The sequence below is a fragment of the Pseudomonas sp. D3 genome, assembly GCF_029320995.1.
Lineage (GTDB): Bacteria > Pseudomonadota > Gammaproteobacteria > Pseudomonadales > Pseudomonadaceae > Aquipseudomonas > Aquipseudomonas paraveronii.
Genome location: NZ_CP119772.1, coordinates 80,532 through 93,901, shown reverse-complemented (window position 1 = coordinate 93,901; position 13,370 = coordinate 80,532). Strand labels below are relative to the sequence as shown.

The 13,370-nt window shown below is 61.8% G+C and carries 14 protein-coding genes; 9 read left to right on the top strand and 5 right to left on the bottom strand.

The features are described from left to right. The first annotated feature begins 4 nt into the window (after nucleotides 1–4). The 5 genes from pstA to P3S72_RS00440 all read left to right on the top strand — a co-directional run bounded on the left by pstA (nucleotide 5) and on the right by P3S72_RS00440 (nucleotide 5,517). Nucleotides 5–1,675, top strand: a complete 1,671-nt coding sequence (gene pstA / locus P3S72_RS00460; RefSeq protein WP_276195502.1) for a phosphate ABC transporter permease PstA — start codon at nucleotides 5–7, stop codon at nucleotides 1,673–1,675. 189 nt (nucleotides 1,676–1,864) lie between these two features. Then, the gene (gene pstB, locus P3S72_RS00455; RefSeq protein ID WP_247404680.1) at nucleotides 1,865–2,698 is read left to right on the top strand and encodes a phosphate ABC transporter ATP-binding protein PstB; all 834 of its coding nucleotides are present in this window, start codon (nucleotides 1,865–1,867) and stop codon (nucleotides 2,696–2,698) included. A gap of 70 nt (nucleotides 2,699–2,768) precedes the next feature. Beyond that, on the top strand, nucleotides 2,769–3,530 hold the full coding sequence (phoU, locus tag P3S72_RS00450) for a phosphate signaling complex protein PhoU (RefSeq protein WP_276195500.1): 762 nt from the start codon (nucleotides 2,769–2,771) through the stop codon (nucleotides 3,528–3,530). Between the two features lie 166 nt (nucleotides 3,531–3,696). Beyond that, nucleotides 3,697–4,602, top strand: a complete 906-nt coding sequence (locus tag P3S72_RS00445) for a response regulator (RefSeq protein WP_276195499.1) — start codon at nucleotides 3,697–3,699, stop codon at nucleotides 4,600–4,602. Between the two features lie 243 nt (nucleotides 4,603–4,845). Then, complete coding sequence (locus P3S72_RS00440) at nucleotides 4,846–5,517, top strand: M23 family metallopeptidase (protein WP_276195498.1); 672 nt, start codon at nucleotides 4,846–4,848, stop codon at nucleotides 5,515–5,517. Nucleotides 5,518–5,520: 3 nt separating this feature from the next. Here P3S72_RS00440 and P3S72_RS00435 read toward each other — a convergent pair whose 3' ends face one another. The 3 genes from P3S72_RS00435 to phoB all read right to left on the bottom strand — a co-directional run bounded on the left by P3S72_RS00435 (nucleotide 5,521) and on the right by phoB (nucleotide 9,196). Next, nucleotides 5,521–6,861, bottom strand: coding sequence for a hemolysin family protein (locus P3S72_RS00435; RefSeq protein WP_276195497.1), 1,341 nt, complete (start codon nucleotides 6,859–6,861; stop codon nucleotides 5,521–5,523). A 228-nt stretch (nucleotides 6,862–7,089) separates the two neighbouring features. Further along, nucleotides 7,090–8,415: a phosphate regulon sensor histidine kinase PhoR gene (gene phoR / locus P3S72_RS00430; protein WP_276198013.1), complete on the bottom strand. Its 1,326-nt coding sequence runs from the start codon at nucleotides 8,413–8,415 to the stop codon at nucleotides 7,090–7,092. Nucleotides 8,416–8,506: 91 nt separating this feature from the next. After that, on the bottom strand, nucleotides 8,507–9,196 hold the full coding sequence (phoB, locus tag P3S72_RS00425; protein WP_003176964.1) for a phosphate regulon transcriptional regulator PhoB: 690 nt from the start codon (nucleotides 9,194–9,196) through the stop codon (nucleotides 8,507–8,509). Between the two features lie 154 nt (nucleotides 9,197–9,350). Between phoB and P3S72_RS00420 the strand changes: the two genes are divergently transcribed. Beyond that, nucleotides 9,351–9,731 carry a hypothetical protein gene (locus tag P3S72_RS00420; protein ID WP_276195494.1) on the top strand — a complete coding sequence of 127 codons (381 nt, stop codon included), beginning with the start codon at nucleotides 9,351–9,353 and terminating at the stop codon, nucleotides 9,729–9,731. Between the two features lie 32 nt (nucleotides 9,732–9,763). On the opposite strand, the gene ubiA is transcribed toward P3S72_RS00420, so the two are convergent. Both ubiA and P3S72_RS00410 read right to left on the bottom strand, forming a co-directional pair. Next, a complete protein-coding gene (gene ubiA, locus P3S72_RS00415; protein ID WP_276195493.1) occupies nucleotides 9,764–10,654 on the bottom strand; it encodes a 4-hydroxybenzoate octaprenyltransferase in 891 nt (296 codons plus the stop codon). Then, a complete protein-coding gene (locus P3S72_RS00410) occupies nucleotides 10,654–11,217 on the bottom strand; it encodes a chorismate lyase (protein ID WP_276195491.1) in 564 nt (187 codons plus the stop codon). The genes ubiA and P3S72_RS00410 overlap by 1 nt, the downstream gene beginning before the upstream one ends. A 197-nt stretch (nucleotides 11,218–11,414) precedes the next feature. Here P3S72_RS00410 and P3S72_RS00405 point away from each other — a divergent pair, with 197 nt between their 5' ends. The 3 genes from P3S72_RS00405 to P3S72_RS00395 all read left to right on the top strand — a co-directional run bounded on the left by P3S72_RS00405 (nucleotide 11,415) and on the right by P3S72_RS00395 (nucleotide 13,234). Continuing rightward, entirely contained in the window at nucleotides 11,415–11,582 is a 168-nt protein-coding gene (locus tag P3S72_RS00405) for a rubredoxin (protein ID WP_276195490.1), read from the top strand. 36 nt (nucleotides 11,583–11,618) lie between these two features. Continuing rightward, complete coding sequence (locus tag P3S72_RS00400) at nucleotides 11,619–12,767, top strand: FAD-dependent oxidoreductase (RefSeq protein ID WP_276195489.1); 1,149 nt, start codon at nucleotides 11,619–11,621, stop codon at nucleotides 12,765–12,767. 191 nt (nucleotides 12,768–12,958) lie between these two features. Further along, on the top strand, nucleotides 12,959–13,234 hold the full coding sequence (locus tag P3S72_RS00395) for an HU family DNA-binding protein (RefSeq protein ID WP_040071769.1): 276 nt from the start codon (nucleotides 12,959–12,961) through the stop codon (nucleotides 13,232–13,234). Nucleotides 13,235–13,370 lie beyond the last annotated feature (136 nt).

Below are 13,370 nucleotides of genomic sequence, written 5' to 3'. Positions count from 1 at the left end.
GTCTGTGAAACAGAACTCCCTGAATGGATGGTTCAAGAGCGGCGCCCCCGGCGTCTGGATCAGCGGTGGCGCGGTGTCCATCGCGGTCATCATGACCCTTGGTTTGCTGGCGGTGATTGCGGTGCGCGGTTTGGGCCACTTCTGGCCGGCTGACCTGATCCAGGCCAACTACAACGTACCGGGCCAGGAAAACCATATCGTCATCGGCGAAGTGGTGCAGAAAGAAGAAGTGCCGCGCGAGCGCCTGAAAAGCGCTGGCCTGCCCGTGCCCGATCAGGGCCCGGAATTCATGACCCGCGAGCTGATCAAGGTCGGCAACCGCGATCTGAACGGTAACGACTTCACGTGGATCATCGGCGAATGGCTGAAAAACCAGACCCGGCCGTTGGAATTGATGACCATCGAGCGCCGTGAATGGGGCAACTTCTACGGCACCCTGGTCAACGTCAAGCAGGATGGCAAGGTCATCGCGGAAGGCGAGGCCGCGTGGCCGGAGCTGCAGGCCCGTGTCGACCGCGTGAACAAGCTGGCGGCCCAGCTCAAGGCCCTTGAGAAGTCCGATATCGGCGCGATCAACGCCGGTCTCGAACGTATCCGCCTGCATGGTCGCAAGCTGGAGCTGGAAGGCAAGCTCGACGCCGCCGCCCAGGCCGACATGGACTCAGGCCGCGCCGAACTGAATGCCCGTTACCAGGACATCGAAGCGCGCCTGGCCGACCTGCACGCCCAGTTCAACCGCGACGCCCTGACCGCCCGCGATGCGAACGGCAAGGAATTGGAAATCGGCATCGGCAAAGTGGTGCACGCCTATCAGCCGAACGCCATGGGCACGATGACCAAGATCGGCTTCTACTTCAGCAAGGTCTGGGAATTCCTCAGCGACGACCCACGGGAAGCCAACACCGAAGGCGGGATCTTCCCGGCTATCTTCGGCACCGTGATGATGACCCTGATCATGGCGATGATCGTGACCCCGTTCGGCGTGCTGGCGGCGGTGTACCTGCGTGAATACGCCAAGCAGAACACCCTGACGCGGATCATCCGCATCGCCGTGAACAACCTGGCGGGTGTACCGGCCATCGTTTACGGCGTGTTCGGCCTGGGCTTCTTCGTGTATGTACTGGGTGGCTCGGTTGACCGCCTGTTCTTCGCCGAAGCCCTGCCGGCGCCGACGTTCGGCACGCCGGGCCTGTTGTGGGCGTCGCTGACGCTGGCGCTGCTGGCGGTGCCAGTGGTGATCGTGGCCACCGAAGAAGGCCTGGCGCGGATTCCTCGCACCGTGCGCGAAGGCTCCCTGGCACTCGGCGCGACCAAGGCGGAAACGCTGTGGAAGATCGTGCTGCCGATGGCCAGCCCGGCGATGATGACCGGCATGATCCTCGCCGTGGCCCGTGCCGCCGGTGAAGTGGCGCCGCTGATGCTGGTCGGTGTGGTCAAGCTGGCCCCGTCGCTGCCGCTGGACGGCAACTACCCGTACTTGCACCTGGACCAGAAGATCATGCACCTGGGCTTCCATATTTATGATGTCGGCTTCCAGAGCCCCAACGTCGAGGCCGCACGGCCGCTGGTGTACGCCACCGCGTTGTTGCTGGTGCTGGTGATCGCCACGCTCAACTTGTCGGCGGTGTGGATTCGTAACCACCTGCGCGAAAAATATAAAGCGTTGGATAGCTAATTGAAGTGACGCGGATTCAATGTGGGAGGGGGCTTGCCCCCGATGGCGGCGTATCAGAAACACATATACCGGCTGACACACTGTTATCGGGGGCAAGCCCCCTCCCACACTGGACCGCGCTACACGCAGAATTTGAGTAAACCGCCCAGGCGGTTCAACGAAACGAATTGGTAGCACAGGGAGCATCCCATGCAACACGAAACCCATTCCCACGGCATCAACATGTCTGCCCTGGGTCGCGACAAGCAGAGCCTGAGCCTGGCCCAGGAAACCGTGGCCATCGAAGTGCCGGGCCTGAGCCTGTACTACGGTGACAAACAGGCGCTGTTCGACGTCAGCATGAATATCCCCAAGCAGCGCGTGACCGCCTTTATCGGCCCGTCGGGCTGCGGCAAGTCCACGCTGCTGCGCACCTTCAACCGCATGAACGACCTGGTCGACGGTTGCCGCGTGGACGGTGCGATCAACCTCTACGGCACCAACATCTACCGCAAGGGCGAAGACGTGGCCGAGCTGCGTCGCCGGGTGGGCATGGTGTTCCAGAAGCCTAACCCGTTCCCCAAGACCATCTATGAAAACGTGGTCTACGGCCTGCGTATCCAGGGCATCAACAAGAAGCGCATCCTCGACGAAGCGGTCGAGTGGGCCCTTAAAGGCGCGGCGCTGTGGGACGAGGTCAAAGACCGCCTGCACGAGTCCGCACTCGGCCTGTCCGGCGGCCAGCAACAACGTCTGGTGATCGCCCGTACCATCGCCGTGGAGCCTGAAGTGCTGCTGCTCGACGAACCTTGCTCGGCACTCGACCCGATCTCGACGCTGAAAGTCGAAGAGCTGATCTACGAGCTCAAGTCCAAGTTCACCATCGTCATCGTGACCCACAACATGCAACAGGCGGCGCGGGTTTCCGACTACACCGCGTTCATGTACATGGGCAAGCTGGTGGAGTTCGGCGATACCGATACCCTGTTCACCAATCCGGCGAAGAAACAGACCGAAGACTACATCACCGGTCGCTACGGCTAGGATGCTGTGGTTCAGATTGCATTGACGCTGCGGTTCTCCGCACCTTTCCGGACGCTCCAAGGACGCCAACATGATTAGTAAAGAAGGCCTTACCCATCACATCTCCGCGCAGTTCAACGCCGAGCTTGAGGAAGTGCGCAGCCACCTCCTGGCGATGGGCGGGCTGGTGGAGAAGCAAGTCAACGATGCAGTCACCGCGTTGATCGAGGCCGACTCGGGCCTGGCCCAGCAAGTGCGTGAGATCGATGACCAGATCAACCAGATGGAACGCAACATCGACGAAGAATGCCTGCGCATTCTCGCCCGTCGCCAGCCGGCGGCTTCCGACCTGCGCTTGATCATCAGCATTTCCAAGTCGGTGATCGACTTGGAGCGTATCGGCGATGAGTCCACCAAAATCGCTCGCCGCGCCATCCAACTGTGCGAAGAAGGCGAAGCCCCGCGCGGTTATGTGGAAGTGCGGCATATCGGCGACCAGGTGCGCAATATGGTGCGCGATGCCCTTGACGCGTTTGCCCGCTTCGACGCCGAGCTGGCGTTGTCGGTGGCCCAGTACGACAAGATCATCGACCGCGAATACAAGACCGCGCTGCGGGAGCTGGCCACCTACATGATGGAAGACCCGCGCTCTATCTCGCGGGTCTTGAGCATTATCTGGGTGCTGCGCTCCCTGGAGCGGATCGGTGACCACGCGCGCAATATTTCGGAGCTGGTGATCTACCTGGTGCGTGGCACGGACGTGCGGCACATGGGCCTCAAGCGCATGAAAGCCGAAGTTGAAGGGTCAACTGATCAAATCCCTAATGTTCCGGGTGAATCTGACGATAAGTAAGGTTGCCCGAGAAATTAACGCCCGGCCTTTGGTCGGGCGTTTTCGTTTGTGGCAGCTGATTTTTTTACGCGTAGGGCGAAAGAAAACCCAACGTGACTACAGAGTTTTGGCAAAATGCCATTAGTCAGGCGTTCTGCGTGCCGCGTTTTTATAGGATAAAGGGTCGATGAGTAAAGTCAGTGTATTGGTGGTGGATGACGCCTCGTTTATTCGCGACCTGGTGAAGAAGTGCCTGCGCAACTACTTCCCAGGGATCAAGATTGAAGATGCAGTGAACGGTAAAAAGGCCCAGGCCGTCCTGATGCGCGAAACCTTCGACCTGGTGCTGTGCGACTGGGAAATGCCCGAGATGTCCGGCCTGGAGCTGTTGACCTGGTGCCGTGAGCAACCGCAGCTCAAAGCCATGCCGTTCGTGATGGTGACCAGCCGTGGCGACAAGGAAAACGTGGTGCAGGCGATCCAGGCCGGGGTTTCCGGCTACGTCAGCAAACCGTTCACCAACGAACAGCTGTTGACCAAGGTCAAGCACGCCCTGCACAAGGTCGGTCGCCTCGACGCCCTGGTCGCCAGCGCACCGACCAAGATGAACTCAGCCTTCGGTAACGACTCCCTGAGCGCCCTGACCGGTGGCAAGCCTGAAGCGGTCAAGTCCGCCCCAGTGGCGGCGGCTGCCCCGAGCAGAGGCCTGCTCAACAGCCCGCCCGTACAGGCGGCCTCGGCCGCTGCGCCTGCCAGCGGTCGTGGACAGGGCCAGTTGCGGCTGTCCAGCGGCACCCAGCAATGCGTGATCAAGGGCCTGAGCATCAAGGAAGCGCTACTGGTGGTCCGTCGCAGTGAGGTCCTGCCCCAAGTGCTGGAAAGCGCGGTGCTCGACCTTGAGCAAGGCGACAACGCCGAAGTCGCGCGGCTCAACGGCTACCTGCACGCCATCGTCGCCTTCGAGCCCAAGCCCGACAGTGACTGGCTGCAACTGACCTTCCGCTTTATCGACCAGGACGCGCAGAAGCTGGACTACATCTCGCGGCTGATCGCGCGGGGTACGGCGCAGAAGCATTTTGTGCCGGGCGCCTGATTCACAGCCCGCCACCCGTCCCGTGTGGGAGGGGGCTTGCTCCCGATGGCAGTGGGTCAGTCGCCGCATAAGCTGATTGATACCGCTCAATCGGGAGCAAATCGAATCGTCGCACCGCCCCTCCCACATTTGAAGTTCGCTGTTGCAGCTATCGTATCCGGCTGCAGTCCGGGTTGAGCCTCACACAGTCTTGTCATCAAGGCTTGCTAGCCTGCCGTTCAGTCTCCCCGGCAGGTTCGCGCCATGCTCCTTCGCCTATTGCTGTTCTGTGGGCTGGCCACGGTCGCCACGTCGACCCCGGCCATGACCCTCTACAAATCCACCGACGCCAACGGCGAGGTGTTTTTCAGCGACCGGCAAACCCCCGGCGCCCAAGCGTTCGTGATCCAGGAGCGCAGGGCCGAGCGTGTGCAACGGCCGGTGCTTGAGCGGCCAAAACCCGGTTACTCGCTGCAAGCCTACCGCTACCCGTTGCCTTGGCGCGGTGGACCCTTTCGCCTGACCCAAGGCCCCAACGGCAACTTCAGCCATACCGACGCGAAAAGCCGCTACGCCATGGACATTGCCATGCCCGAAGGCACGCCGATCATTGCGGCGCGCAGCGGTGTGGTGGTGAAGATCGAAAATAGCCAGGCTGGGCGCGGCAACGATGCGTCAGGGAATTTCGTGCGAGTGCGGCACGATGACGGCACCCAGGGCGTGTACCTGCACCTCAAACAAGGTTCGGTGAGCGTCCGAGTCGGGCAGCGGGTGGCGCTGGGCAGTGCGCTGGCGTTGTCGGGCAATACCGGCAACAGCAGCGGGCCGCACCTGCACTTTGTGGTGCAGCAGAGTACCGAGGCGGGGCTGGTGTCGATCCCGTATGAGTTCAACCAGCCCGTGGGGGTGCTGCCCAATTTTGCATTGGGCAATTGAGGGTCAGTCCAGCAGCAGGACCTTGGCCAGCACGATCTTCGGCCCTTTCATCTTCTTGATGATGATCCGCAGGCCTTCAACCTCGAGCACTTCTTCCTCTTCCGGCACCCGCTTGAGGGTGTCGTAGACCAGCCCGGCCAGGGTTTCCGCTTCGATGTGGTCGAGGTCGACGCCCAGCAGGCGTTCTACCTTGAACAGCGGCGTATCGCCGCGTACCAGCAGTTTGCCCGGCTGGTAGGCGAGGATGCCGCGTTCGGCCTTGCGGTGTTCGTCCTGGATATCGCCCACCAGCACTTCGAGCACGTCTTCCATGGTCAGGTAGCCGATGATATTGCCGTCGGCCTCTTCCACCAGGGCGAAGTGCGCGCCGCCTTTGCGGAACTGCTCCAGCAACTGCGACAGCGGCATGTGCCGCGACACGCGCTCCAGCGGGCGGGTCAGTTCGGCCAGGTTGAACGACTCGGGGATATGGTCCAGGTTCGCCAGTTCCAGCAGCAGGTCCTTGATGTGCAGCAGGCCGACAAACTCGTTGCGCTGCGCGTCATACACCGGATAACGGCTGAATTTGTGGCGACGGAACAGCGCGAGGATTTCCTTGAGCGGGGCGTTGAAGTCCAGGGTTACCAGGTCTTCCCGCGAGTTGGCCCAGTCCACCACTTCCAACTCGCCCATTTCCACGGCCGAGGCCAATACGCGCATGCCTTGGTCGCTAGGGTCCTGGCCACGGCTGGAGTGCAGGATCAGCTTGAGTTCTTCGCGGCTGTATTGGTGATCATGGTGCGGGCCGGGTTCGCCTTGCCCGGCAATACGCAGGATGCCGTTGGCGCTGGCGTTGAGCAGGTAGATCGCCGGGTACATGGCCCAGTAGAACAGGTACAGCGGCACCGCCGTCCATAGCGACAGCAATTCCGGCTTGCGAATGGCCCAGGATTTGGGGGCCAGTTCACCGACCACGATGTGCAGGTAAGAAATCAGGAAGAAGGCGGAAAAGAACGACACGCCCTTGATCACTTCCGGCGACTCGACGCCGACGGCGCCCAGCAGCGGCTCGAGGATATGCGCAAAGGCCGGCTCACCGACCCAGCCAAGGCCTAGGGAGGCGAGGGTGATACCCAGCTGGCAGGCCGACAGGTAGGCGTCGAGCTGGCTGTGTACGGTGCGCAGGATCTGCCCGCGCCAACCGTTGGTGTGGGCGATGGCCTCGACCCGCGTGGACCGCAATTTGACCATGGCAAACTCCGCCGCAACGAAGAAACCGTTGAGCAGTACCAGGATCAGTGCAAAGAGAATCATGCCGAAATCGGCGAAGAGCGTGGCGAGGGTGATACTTGGGGAAGGGTCCATGATGGGGTTTTGCGGGTTCCGTGTGTTCAATAGGGGTGACAGGAGCGCCTGAAAGGCAGACGCAAGTCGGCCAATGTAGCGGCTGGCGCAGCGCTTGCCTAGTGGTTGCTGCCCGGTGGGGCCTGGAATGCCTTCTTCGGAACAACACAATGCCAAACTAAATGTGGGAGGGAGCAAGTCGAATCGTCGCACCGCCCCTCCCACAATTAGGTTTGTAGAGTGTCCGGGTTACTCATCATTCACGACCATCCGCGAACGGGTCACCTGGGTCGGCGGAAAATGGCAGGTAAAGGTGCTGCCGTGGCCGAGTACGCTGCTGATTTCCAGGCGGGCGCGGTGGCGCAGTAGCACATGCTTGACGATCGCCAGGCCCAGCCCGGTGCCGCCGGTGTTGGAGTTGCGGCTGGAGTCGACGCGGTAGAAGCGCTCGGTCAGGCGCGGCAGGTGCTTGGCGTCGATGCCGATGCCGGAGTCCTGCACACTCAGGTGCGCGCCCTGCGCGTCGGCCCACCAGCGGATGCGGATATTGCCCTTGTCCTGGGTGTATTTCACAGCGTTGAACACCAGGTTGGAAAACGCGCTACGCAATTCGCCTTCGCTGCCCTTGAGCAGTATCGACGGGTCGGCTTCTAGGGTGATCTGTTGCCCGCGCTGGCCGGAGAGCGCCTGGGCGTCGTTCTTGATGGTCTGCAACAGGCTTTGCACCGCTACCGGGTGGTTATCCGACGGGTAATCGGTCGCCTCCAGCTTGGCCAGCAACAGCAAGTCATTGAGCAGGGTTTGCATGCGCGAGCCCTGCTGCTGCATCTGCTGCAGGGCACGGCTCCAGCGCGGGTTGATCTCGTCGACGTTGTCCAGCAGCGTCTCCAGGTAGCCGCAGATCACCGTCAAGGGTGTGCGCAGCTCGTGGGAGACGTTGGCGACGAAGTCCTTGCGCATCTGTTCCAACTGGTGGATGCGGGTCACGTCGCGTACCAGCATCAAATGTTCGTTGTTGCCGTAGCGCGTCAGGTACAGCTGGATACGCACGCGGTCGTTGGTGGGCGAGGGGATTTCCAGGGCTTCTTCGTAATTTTCCTGCTCGAAGTATTCCTTGAAGCGCGGGTGGCGGACCAGGTTGGTCACCGGCTGGCCGCTGTCCTGGGGCGTCTTGAGGCCCAGCAGGGTCTCGGCGGCGCGGTTCCACCATTCGAGGTTGCCGTCGCTGTCGAGCATGATCACCGCGTCTTTCAGCGCGGCGGTGGATTCCTGTACGCGGTCGATCACCGCTTGCAGGCGCCCGCGCACCCGTTGGTCGCGGCGTTGCAGGTGGTAGATGCTGTCAAACACCTCGCCCCACAGGCCATAGCCGTCGGGTGGTGCTTCATCGGGTTTGTGCTGGCGCAGCCATTCATGCAGGCGCAGCAATTGCTTGAGGGTCCAGCCCAGGTAAAGGCCAATGCCGACGGCCAGGCTCCAGCCGTATTGGCCGCTGAGCAGGCCTACCAGCAGACAGCCGGTGATCAACAGCAGCAGGTGGCGGATAAGCGTGCCATGCCAGTTTTGGTTCACGATCGGTCCTTCGGCCAGTGAAAAGTTTCAAGCCTCACGCTTCAAGTAAGCGTGAGCGGCTTTTACTTGAAGCGTGTAGCTAACAGCTTGCGGCTCAACCTTTGGTTGAAAACCGATAGCCGGTGCCGCGCACGGTTTGTACCAGATTCTCGTAGGCATCGCCCAAGGCTTTGCGCAGACGACGGATATGCACGTCCACGGTGCGTTCTTCCACGTACACGTTGCCGCCCCACACTTGGTCCAGCAACTGGCCGCGCGTGTAGGCGCGCTCCTGATGGGTCATGAAGAACTGCAGCAGGCGGTATTCGGTCGGGCCCATCTCGGCGGGCTTGCCGTCGATGGTCACGCGGTGGCTGATCGGGTCCAGCAACAGGCCGCCGACTTCGATCGGTGCTTCGCCATCGGTAGGGCCGGCACGGCGCAGTACGGCTTTCAGGCGTGCGACCAGTTCCCGTGGGGAAAACGGCTTGGTGATGTAGTCATCGGCGCCGACTTCCAGGCCCTGGATCTTGTTGTCCTCTTCGCCCTTGGCGGTGAGCATGATGATCGGGATATCGCCGGTCAGCTCGTCACGCTTGAGGCGGCGGGCCAGTTCGATGCCGGAGGTGCCGGGCAGCATCCAGTCCAGCAGGATCAGGTCCGGTTTGCGGTCGACAATAATGGCATGGGCCTGCTGCGAGTTCTCGGCCTCCAGGCAGTCATAGCCGGCCATTTCCAACGCGACGGCGATCATCTCGCGAATGGGCGCTTCGTCGTCGACGATCAGAATGCTCCTGCCAACCATGCCTAAAGTCCTCTTGTCATTTAACTGTCTTGCGCCGCATTAGATAACGGAATTATTGCAGTCGTGTGACAGTAATTTAGCTGCTCGCGCAATTCCCGCCTCGGTGGACTACGCTTTGGGTCCGAATTCTGACAACCACAAAAGGAAGGTTCCGATGACTTACAGTACTTTTTCCTGGAAGGCCCTGCTGGTCACGGCGGCGTTGACGCTGCCGACCCTGGCATTCGCGGCTGACCCTGCGATGACCAAAGACGGAATACTGGTCGATCAAAAGGGCATGACGCTCTACACCTTTGCCAAGGATGCCAATGGCAAATCCATGTGCAACGATAAGTGCGCTGCCAACTGGCCGCCATTGACAGCTGCGTCCACCGACAAGCCCATGGGCAAGTGGACCGTGGTCACCCGTGACGATCAAAAGAGTCAATGGGCCTACAGCGGCAAGCCGCTCTACACCTTCGTCATGGACAAGAAGGCCGGTGACATGACCGGTGAAGGCAAGATGGACGGGGCCTGGAAAGTCGCCAAGCCTTAGTTCAACCCCCTAGCGATGAGGGGCCTGGCCCCTCATCGCAACCCGTAATCCGCGACAATCCCGACAAAGATCGCCAACCCTGCCCAGTGGTTGTGCAAAAACGCCTTGAAGCACTTCATCCGGTCCCTGTCGCGGGTGTACCAGAACTCCCAGGCAAAACAGCCCGCCGCCGCCAGCAACCCCAAGTGGAACCAGCCGCCCAACTCGAACCGCGCCCCTGCCAGTAACAGGCATGCCAGCGCCAGGCCTTGCAGGGTCAGAATGATCACCCGGTCGGCGTCGCCAAACAGAATGGCGGTGGATTTCACGCCGATCTTCAAGTCGTCGTCGCGGTCCGTCATGGCGTAATAGGTGTCGTAGCCCACCGTCCACAGCACATTGGCGATATACAGCAGCCACGCGGCGGCAGGCAGGCTGCCGGTCTCGGCGGTGAACGCCATCGGCATGCCCCAGGAAAACGCCGCGCCCAGCACCACCTGCGGGTAATAGGTGTAGCGCTTCATGAACGGATAGCTTGCCGCCAGCGCCAGGCCGCCGAGGGACAGTAGGATGGTCGTCGCGTTGGTCAGCAGCACCAGCAGGAAACTGATGCCCATCAGCAGCGCGAAAAATACCAGCGCCTCTTTCGAGCTGATCTTGCCGCTGACCAACGGGCGTTGCTCGGTGCGCTTCACATGGCCGTCGACCTTGCGGTCGGCCCAGTCATTGATCACGCAGCCACCGGCGCGGGTCAGCACCACGCCGAGCACGAAAATCACGATATTGATCAAGGAAGGCGAGCCCTTGCCGGCGATCCACAGCGCCCACAGCGTCGGCCACAGCAGCAGGTAGATGCCGATGGGTTTATCCATGCGGGTCAACTGAATGAAATCCCAGGCCCTGGGGTTCAGACGGTTCAAGGATTTGAGCAGGCGTTGATACATCAGCAGTTCTCCGGGTGGTCATGCACCGCCTGCCACAGGCTCGGCAGGAAGATTTCGGCGACCAATACACTCAGCGTCCCACGGTCGAACCGCGAGCGGCGCGCCCACAGCCCGTCGACCTGATCCGCCGTGGGCAACCATGGGCGTGGGTAGTGGCAGACCTCGATCGCCTGGCGCGTGAACGCGCGGTCGCAGAACAGCAGTTCGCCCAGGGAGCGGCTCCCCAGTTCGTCCATATGCAGCCCGTCGCCTTGTAACGCACTGCGCGACGCCACGCTGCGGGCAAACACCCACGGCTGGGCATGCCCGCACAAATACACCTCGCGTACCCAACCGATACTGGCCACGGGCAGGTCCAGCGCCGCGCATTCGTCATCGCGCAGCGGCTGCCAGCCTTCGAACAGCGGCGTCACGCTGAAGCCGTCGCGGGACAGCCGCGTCAGCCGCCGCGTCAGCGAGCCCTCGTCGAACAGCCAGTCAAGGGTCAACGGCGCAGGCAGGGGGCTCAGAAGGCTCTGGGTCAGCCATTGGCAAGCATCGGGAGGGGCGATTGAGTGCGGCACGGTGCGTCAATATTGGCGGCAAAAGAGGCCGCGAGCTTACCATGGCGCCCGGCTCTTTTGCCGGGCTGAACCGGTGCCTTGCGTCGATCGTGCTTGCATCTGCAGGCTCCGATCAGTACAAAACGCGCTGAGCCGCACGGCAACGCGAGATCTATCGACCGTCGGCCAACCTGCCTGGCCCCTGAGGAAGCAAGTAAATGAAGAAGTGGCAATGTGTAGTCTGCGGCCTGATCTATAACGAAGCGGACGGCTGGCCGGATGACGGAATCGCACCGGGCACCCTGTGGCAGGACGTTCCGGCAGACTGGCTGTGCCCGGACTGCGGCGTGGGCAAAATGGATTTCGAAATGATCGAAATCGCGTAATCGCGAATTTACGAAACGTACTACGAGGAGAAAGGAATGAACGCACCTGTCGTGATCGTCGGCACAGGACTGGCCGGTTACAACGTGGCCCGCGAGTTTCGCAAGCTCGACAGCGAAACCCCGTTGCTGCTGATCACCGCGGATGATGGGCGCTCCTACTCCAAGCCCATGCTCTCCACCGGCTTTGGCAAGAACAAGGAAGCCGATGGCCTGAGCATGGCTGAACCTGGCGCCATGGCCGAGCAACTCAAGGCCGAAGTGCGCACCCATACCCGTATCACCGGCATCGACCCGGGCCACAAGCGCCTGTGGATCGGTGAAGAAGCGGTGGCCTACCGCGACCTGGTCCTGGCCTGGGGCGCGGAAACCGTGCGAGTGCCGGTCGAAGGCGACGCTGCAGAGCTGATTTTCCCGATCAATGATCTTGAAGACTACGCACGCTTTCGCGCGGCAGCCGTCGGTAAACGCCGCGTCCTGCTACTCGGCGCCGGCCTGATCGGCTGCGAATTTGCCAACGACCTGATCCTCGGAGGCTATGAAATCGACCTGGTGGCGCCGTGCGAGCAAGTCATGCCAACCCTGCTGCACCCTGCGGCCGCCGCCGCGGTGCAGGCCGGGCTGGAAGGCCTTGGGGCGCGCTTCCACCTCGGCCCGGTGCTCAACCGCCTGCAACGCAGCGCCGAGGGCCTGGAAGCGCACCTGTCGGACGGTGAAGTGGTCCGCTGCGACCTGGTGGTCTCGGCCATCGGCCTGCGCCCGCGCGTCGATCTGGCCGCGGCTGCTGGCCTGCAGATCAACCGGGGGGTCATGGTCGACCGCCACCTCAAGACTTCCCACGCCAACATCTATGCCCTGGGCGACTGCGCCGAGGTCGATGGCCTGAACCTGCTGTATGTCATGCCGCTGATGAGCTGCGCCCGCGCCCTGGCCCAGACCCTGGCGGGCAACGCCACGGCCGTCAGCTACGGGCCGATGCCGGTCACCGTGAAAACCCCGGTCTGCCCGCTGGTCGTTTCGCCACCGCCACGGGGTACCGAAGGCGTGTGGAGCGTCGAAGGGCAGGGCGCCGACATCAAGGCCCTGTGCCGCGACACCAGCGGCCGCCTGCTGGGTTATGCGCTGACCGGCAGCGCCGTGATGGAAAAACTGGCGTTGAACAAAGAACTTCCGCCTTTGCTGGCATAAATACCGGTCGTTCTGTCGGAATAACCCTGTTTTTCACCCTAGAAAGGTCGCCGCGAGACTGGCGCGGCGTCCGAGGGCATGCCATCCTCACTCCCGTCTGCCGCAGAGTAGAGCCTGCGGCGCCTTGGGCGCTGCTCCACTAGAGAGCAGCACGGACATAACAACAAAAAACCGTCAAAGAGGCTTCACTTATGCGTAAACCAGAACTCGCAGCCGCCATCGCTGAAAAAGCGGACCTCACCAAAGAACAGGCCAGTCGCGTCCTCAACGCCGTTCTCGAAGAAATCACCGGCGCCCTGCACCGCAAGGACAGCGTCACCCTGGTTGGCTTCGGCACCTTCCTGCAACGCCACCGCGGCGCCCGCACCGGCAAAAACCCACAAACCGGTGAGCCGGTGAAAATCAAGGCCAGTAATACCGTTGCGTTCAAGCCGGGCAAGTCGCTCAAAGACAGCGTCAACCCGTAATAGCGGTATCGTCTCGAAGGGGGCGGGGTGGTAGAAAAAGTGGGCACGCCGACTGGGTTGGGTGCCCATTTTTTGTGCGCGTGGCAAAGCGATTGAGGCGCAAGGAAGGTGCTGACGGCTTATAGGGTTATGAGTG

Excerpts from the sequence above, each read along its gene's own strand:
- pstB (WP_247404680.1), top strand. The coding sequence starts at position 1,865 with ATGCAACACGAAACCCATTCCCACGGCATCAACATGTCTGCCCTGGGT.
- phoU (WP_276195500.1), top strand. The coding sequence starts at position 2,769 with ATGATTAGTAAAGAAGGCCTTACCCATCACATCTCCGCGCAGTTCAAC.
- P3S72_RS00445 (WP_276195499.1), top strand. The coding sequence starts at position 3,697 with ATGAGTAAAGTCAGTGTATTGGTGGTGGATGACGCCTCGTTTATTCGC.
- P3S72_RS00440 (WP_276195498.1), top strand. The coding sequence starts at position 4,846 with ATGCTCCTTCGCCTATTGCTGTTCTGTGGGCTGGCCACGGTCGCCACG.
- P3S72_RS00435 (WP_276195497.1), bottom strand. The coding sequence starts at position 6,861 with ATGGACCCTTCCCCAAGTATCACCCTCGCCACGCTCTTCGCCGATTTC.
- phoB (WP_003176964.1), bottom strand. The coding sequence starts at position 9,196 with ATGGTTGGCAGGAGCATTCTGATCGTCGACGACGAAGCGCCCATTCGC.
- P3S72_RS00420 (WP_276195494.1), top strand. The coding sequence starts at position 9,351 with ATGACTTACAGTACTTTTTCCTGGAAGGCCCTGCTGGTCACGGCGGCG.
- ubiA (WP_276195493.1), bottom strand. The coding sequence starts at position 10,654 with ATGTATCAACGCCTGCTCAAATCCTTGAACCGTCTGAACCCCAGGGCC.
- P3S72_RS00405 (WP_276195490.1), top strand. The coding sequence starts at position 11,415 with ATGAAGAAGTGGCAATGTGTAGTCTGCGGCCTGATCTATAACGAAGCG.
- P3S72_RS00400 (WP_276195489.1), top strand. The coding sequence starts at position 11,619 with ATGAACGCACCTGTCGTGATCGTCGGCACAGGACTGGCCGGTTACAAC.
- P3S72_RS00395 (WP_040071769.1), top strand. The coding sequence starts at position 12,959 with ATGCGTAAACCAGAACTCGCAGCCGCCATCGCTGAAAAAGCGGACCTC.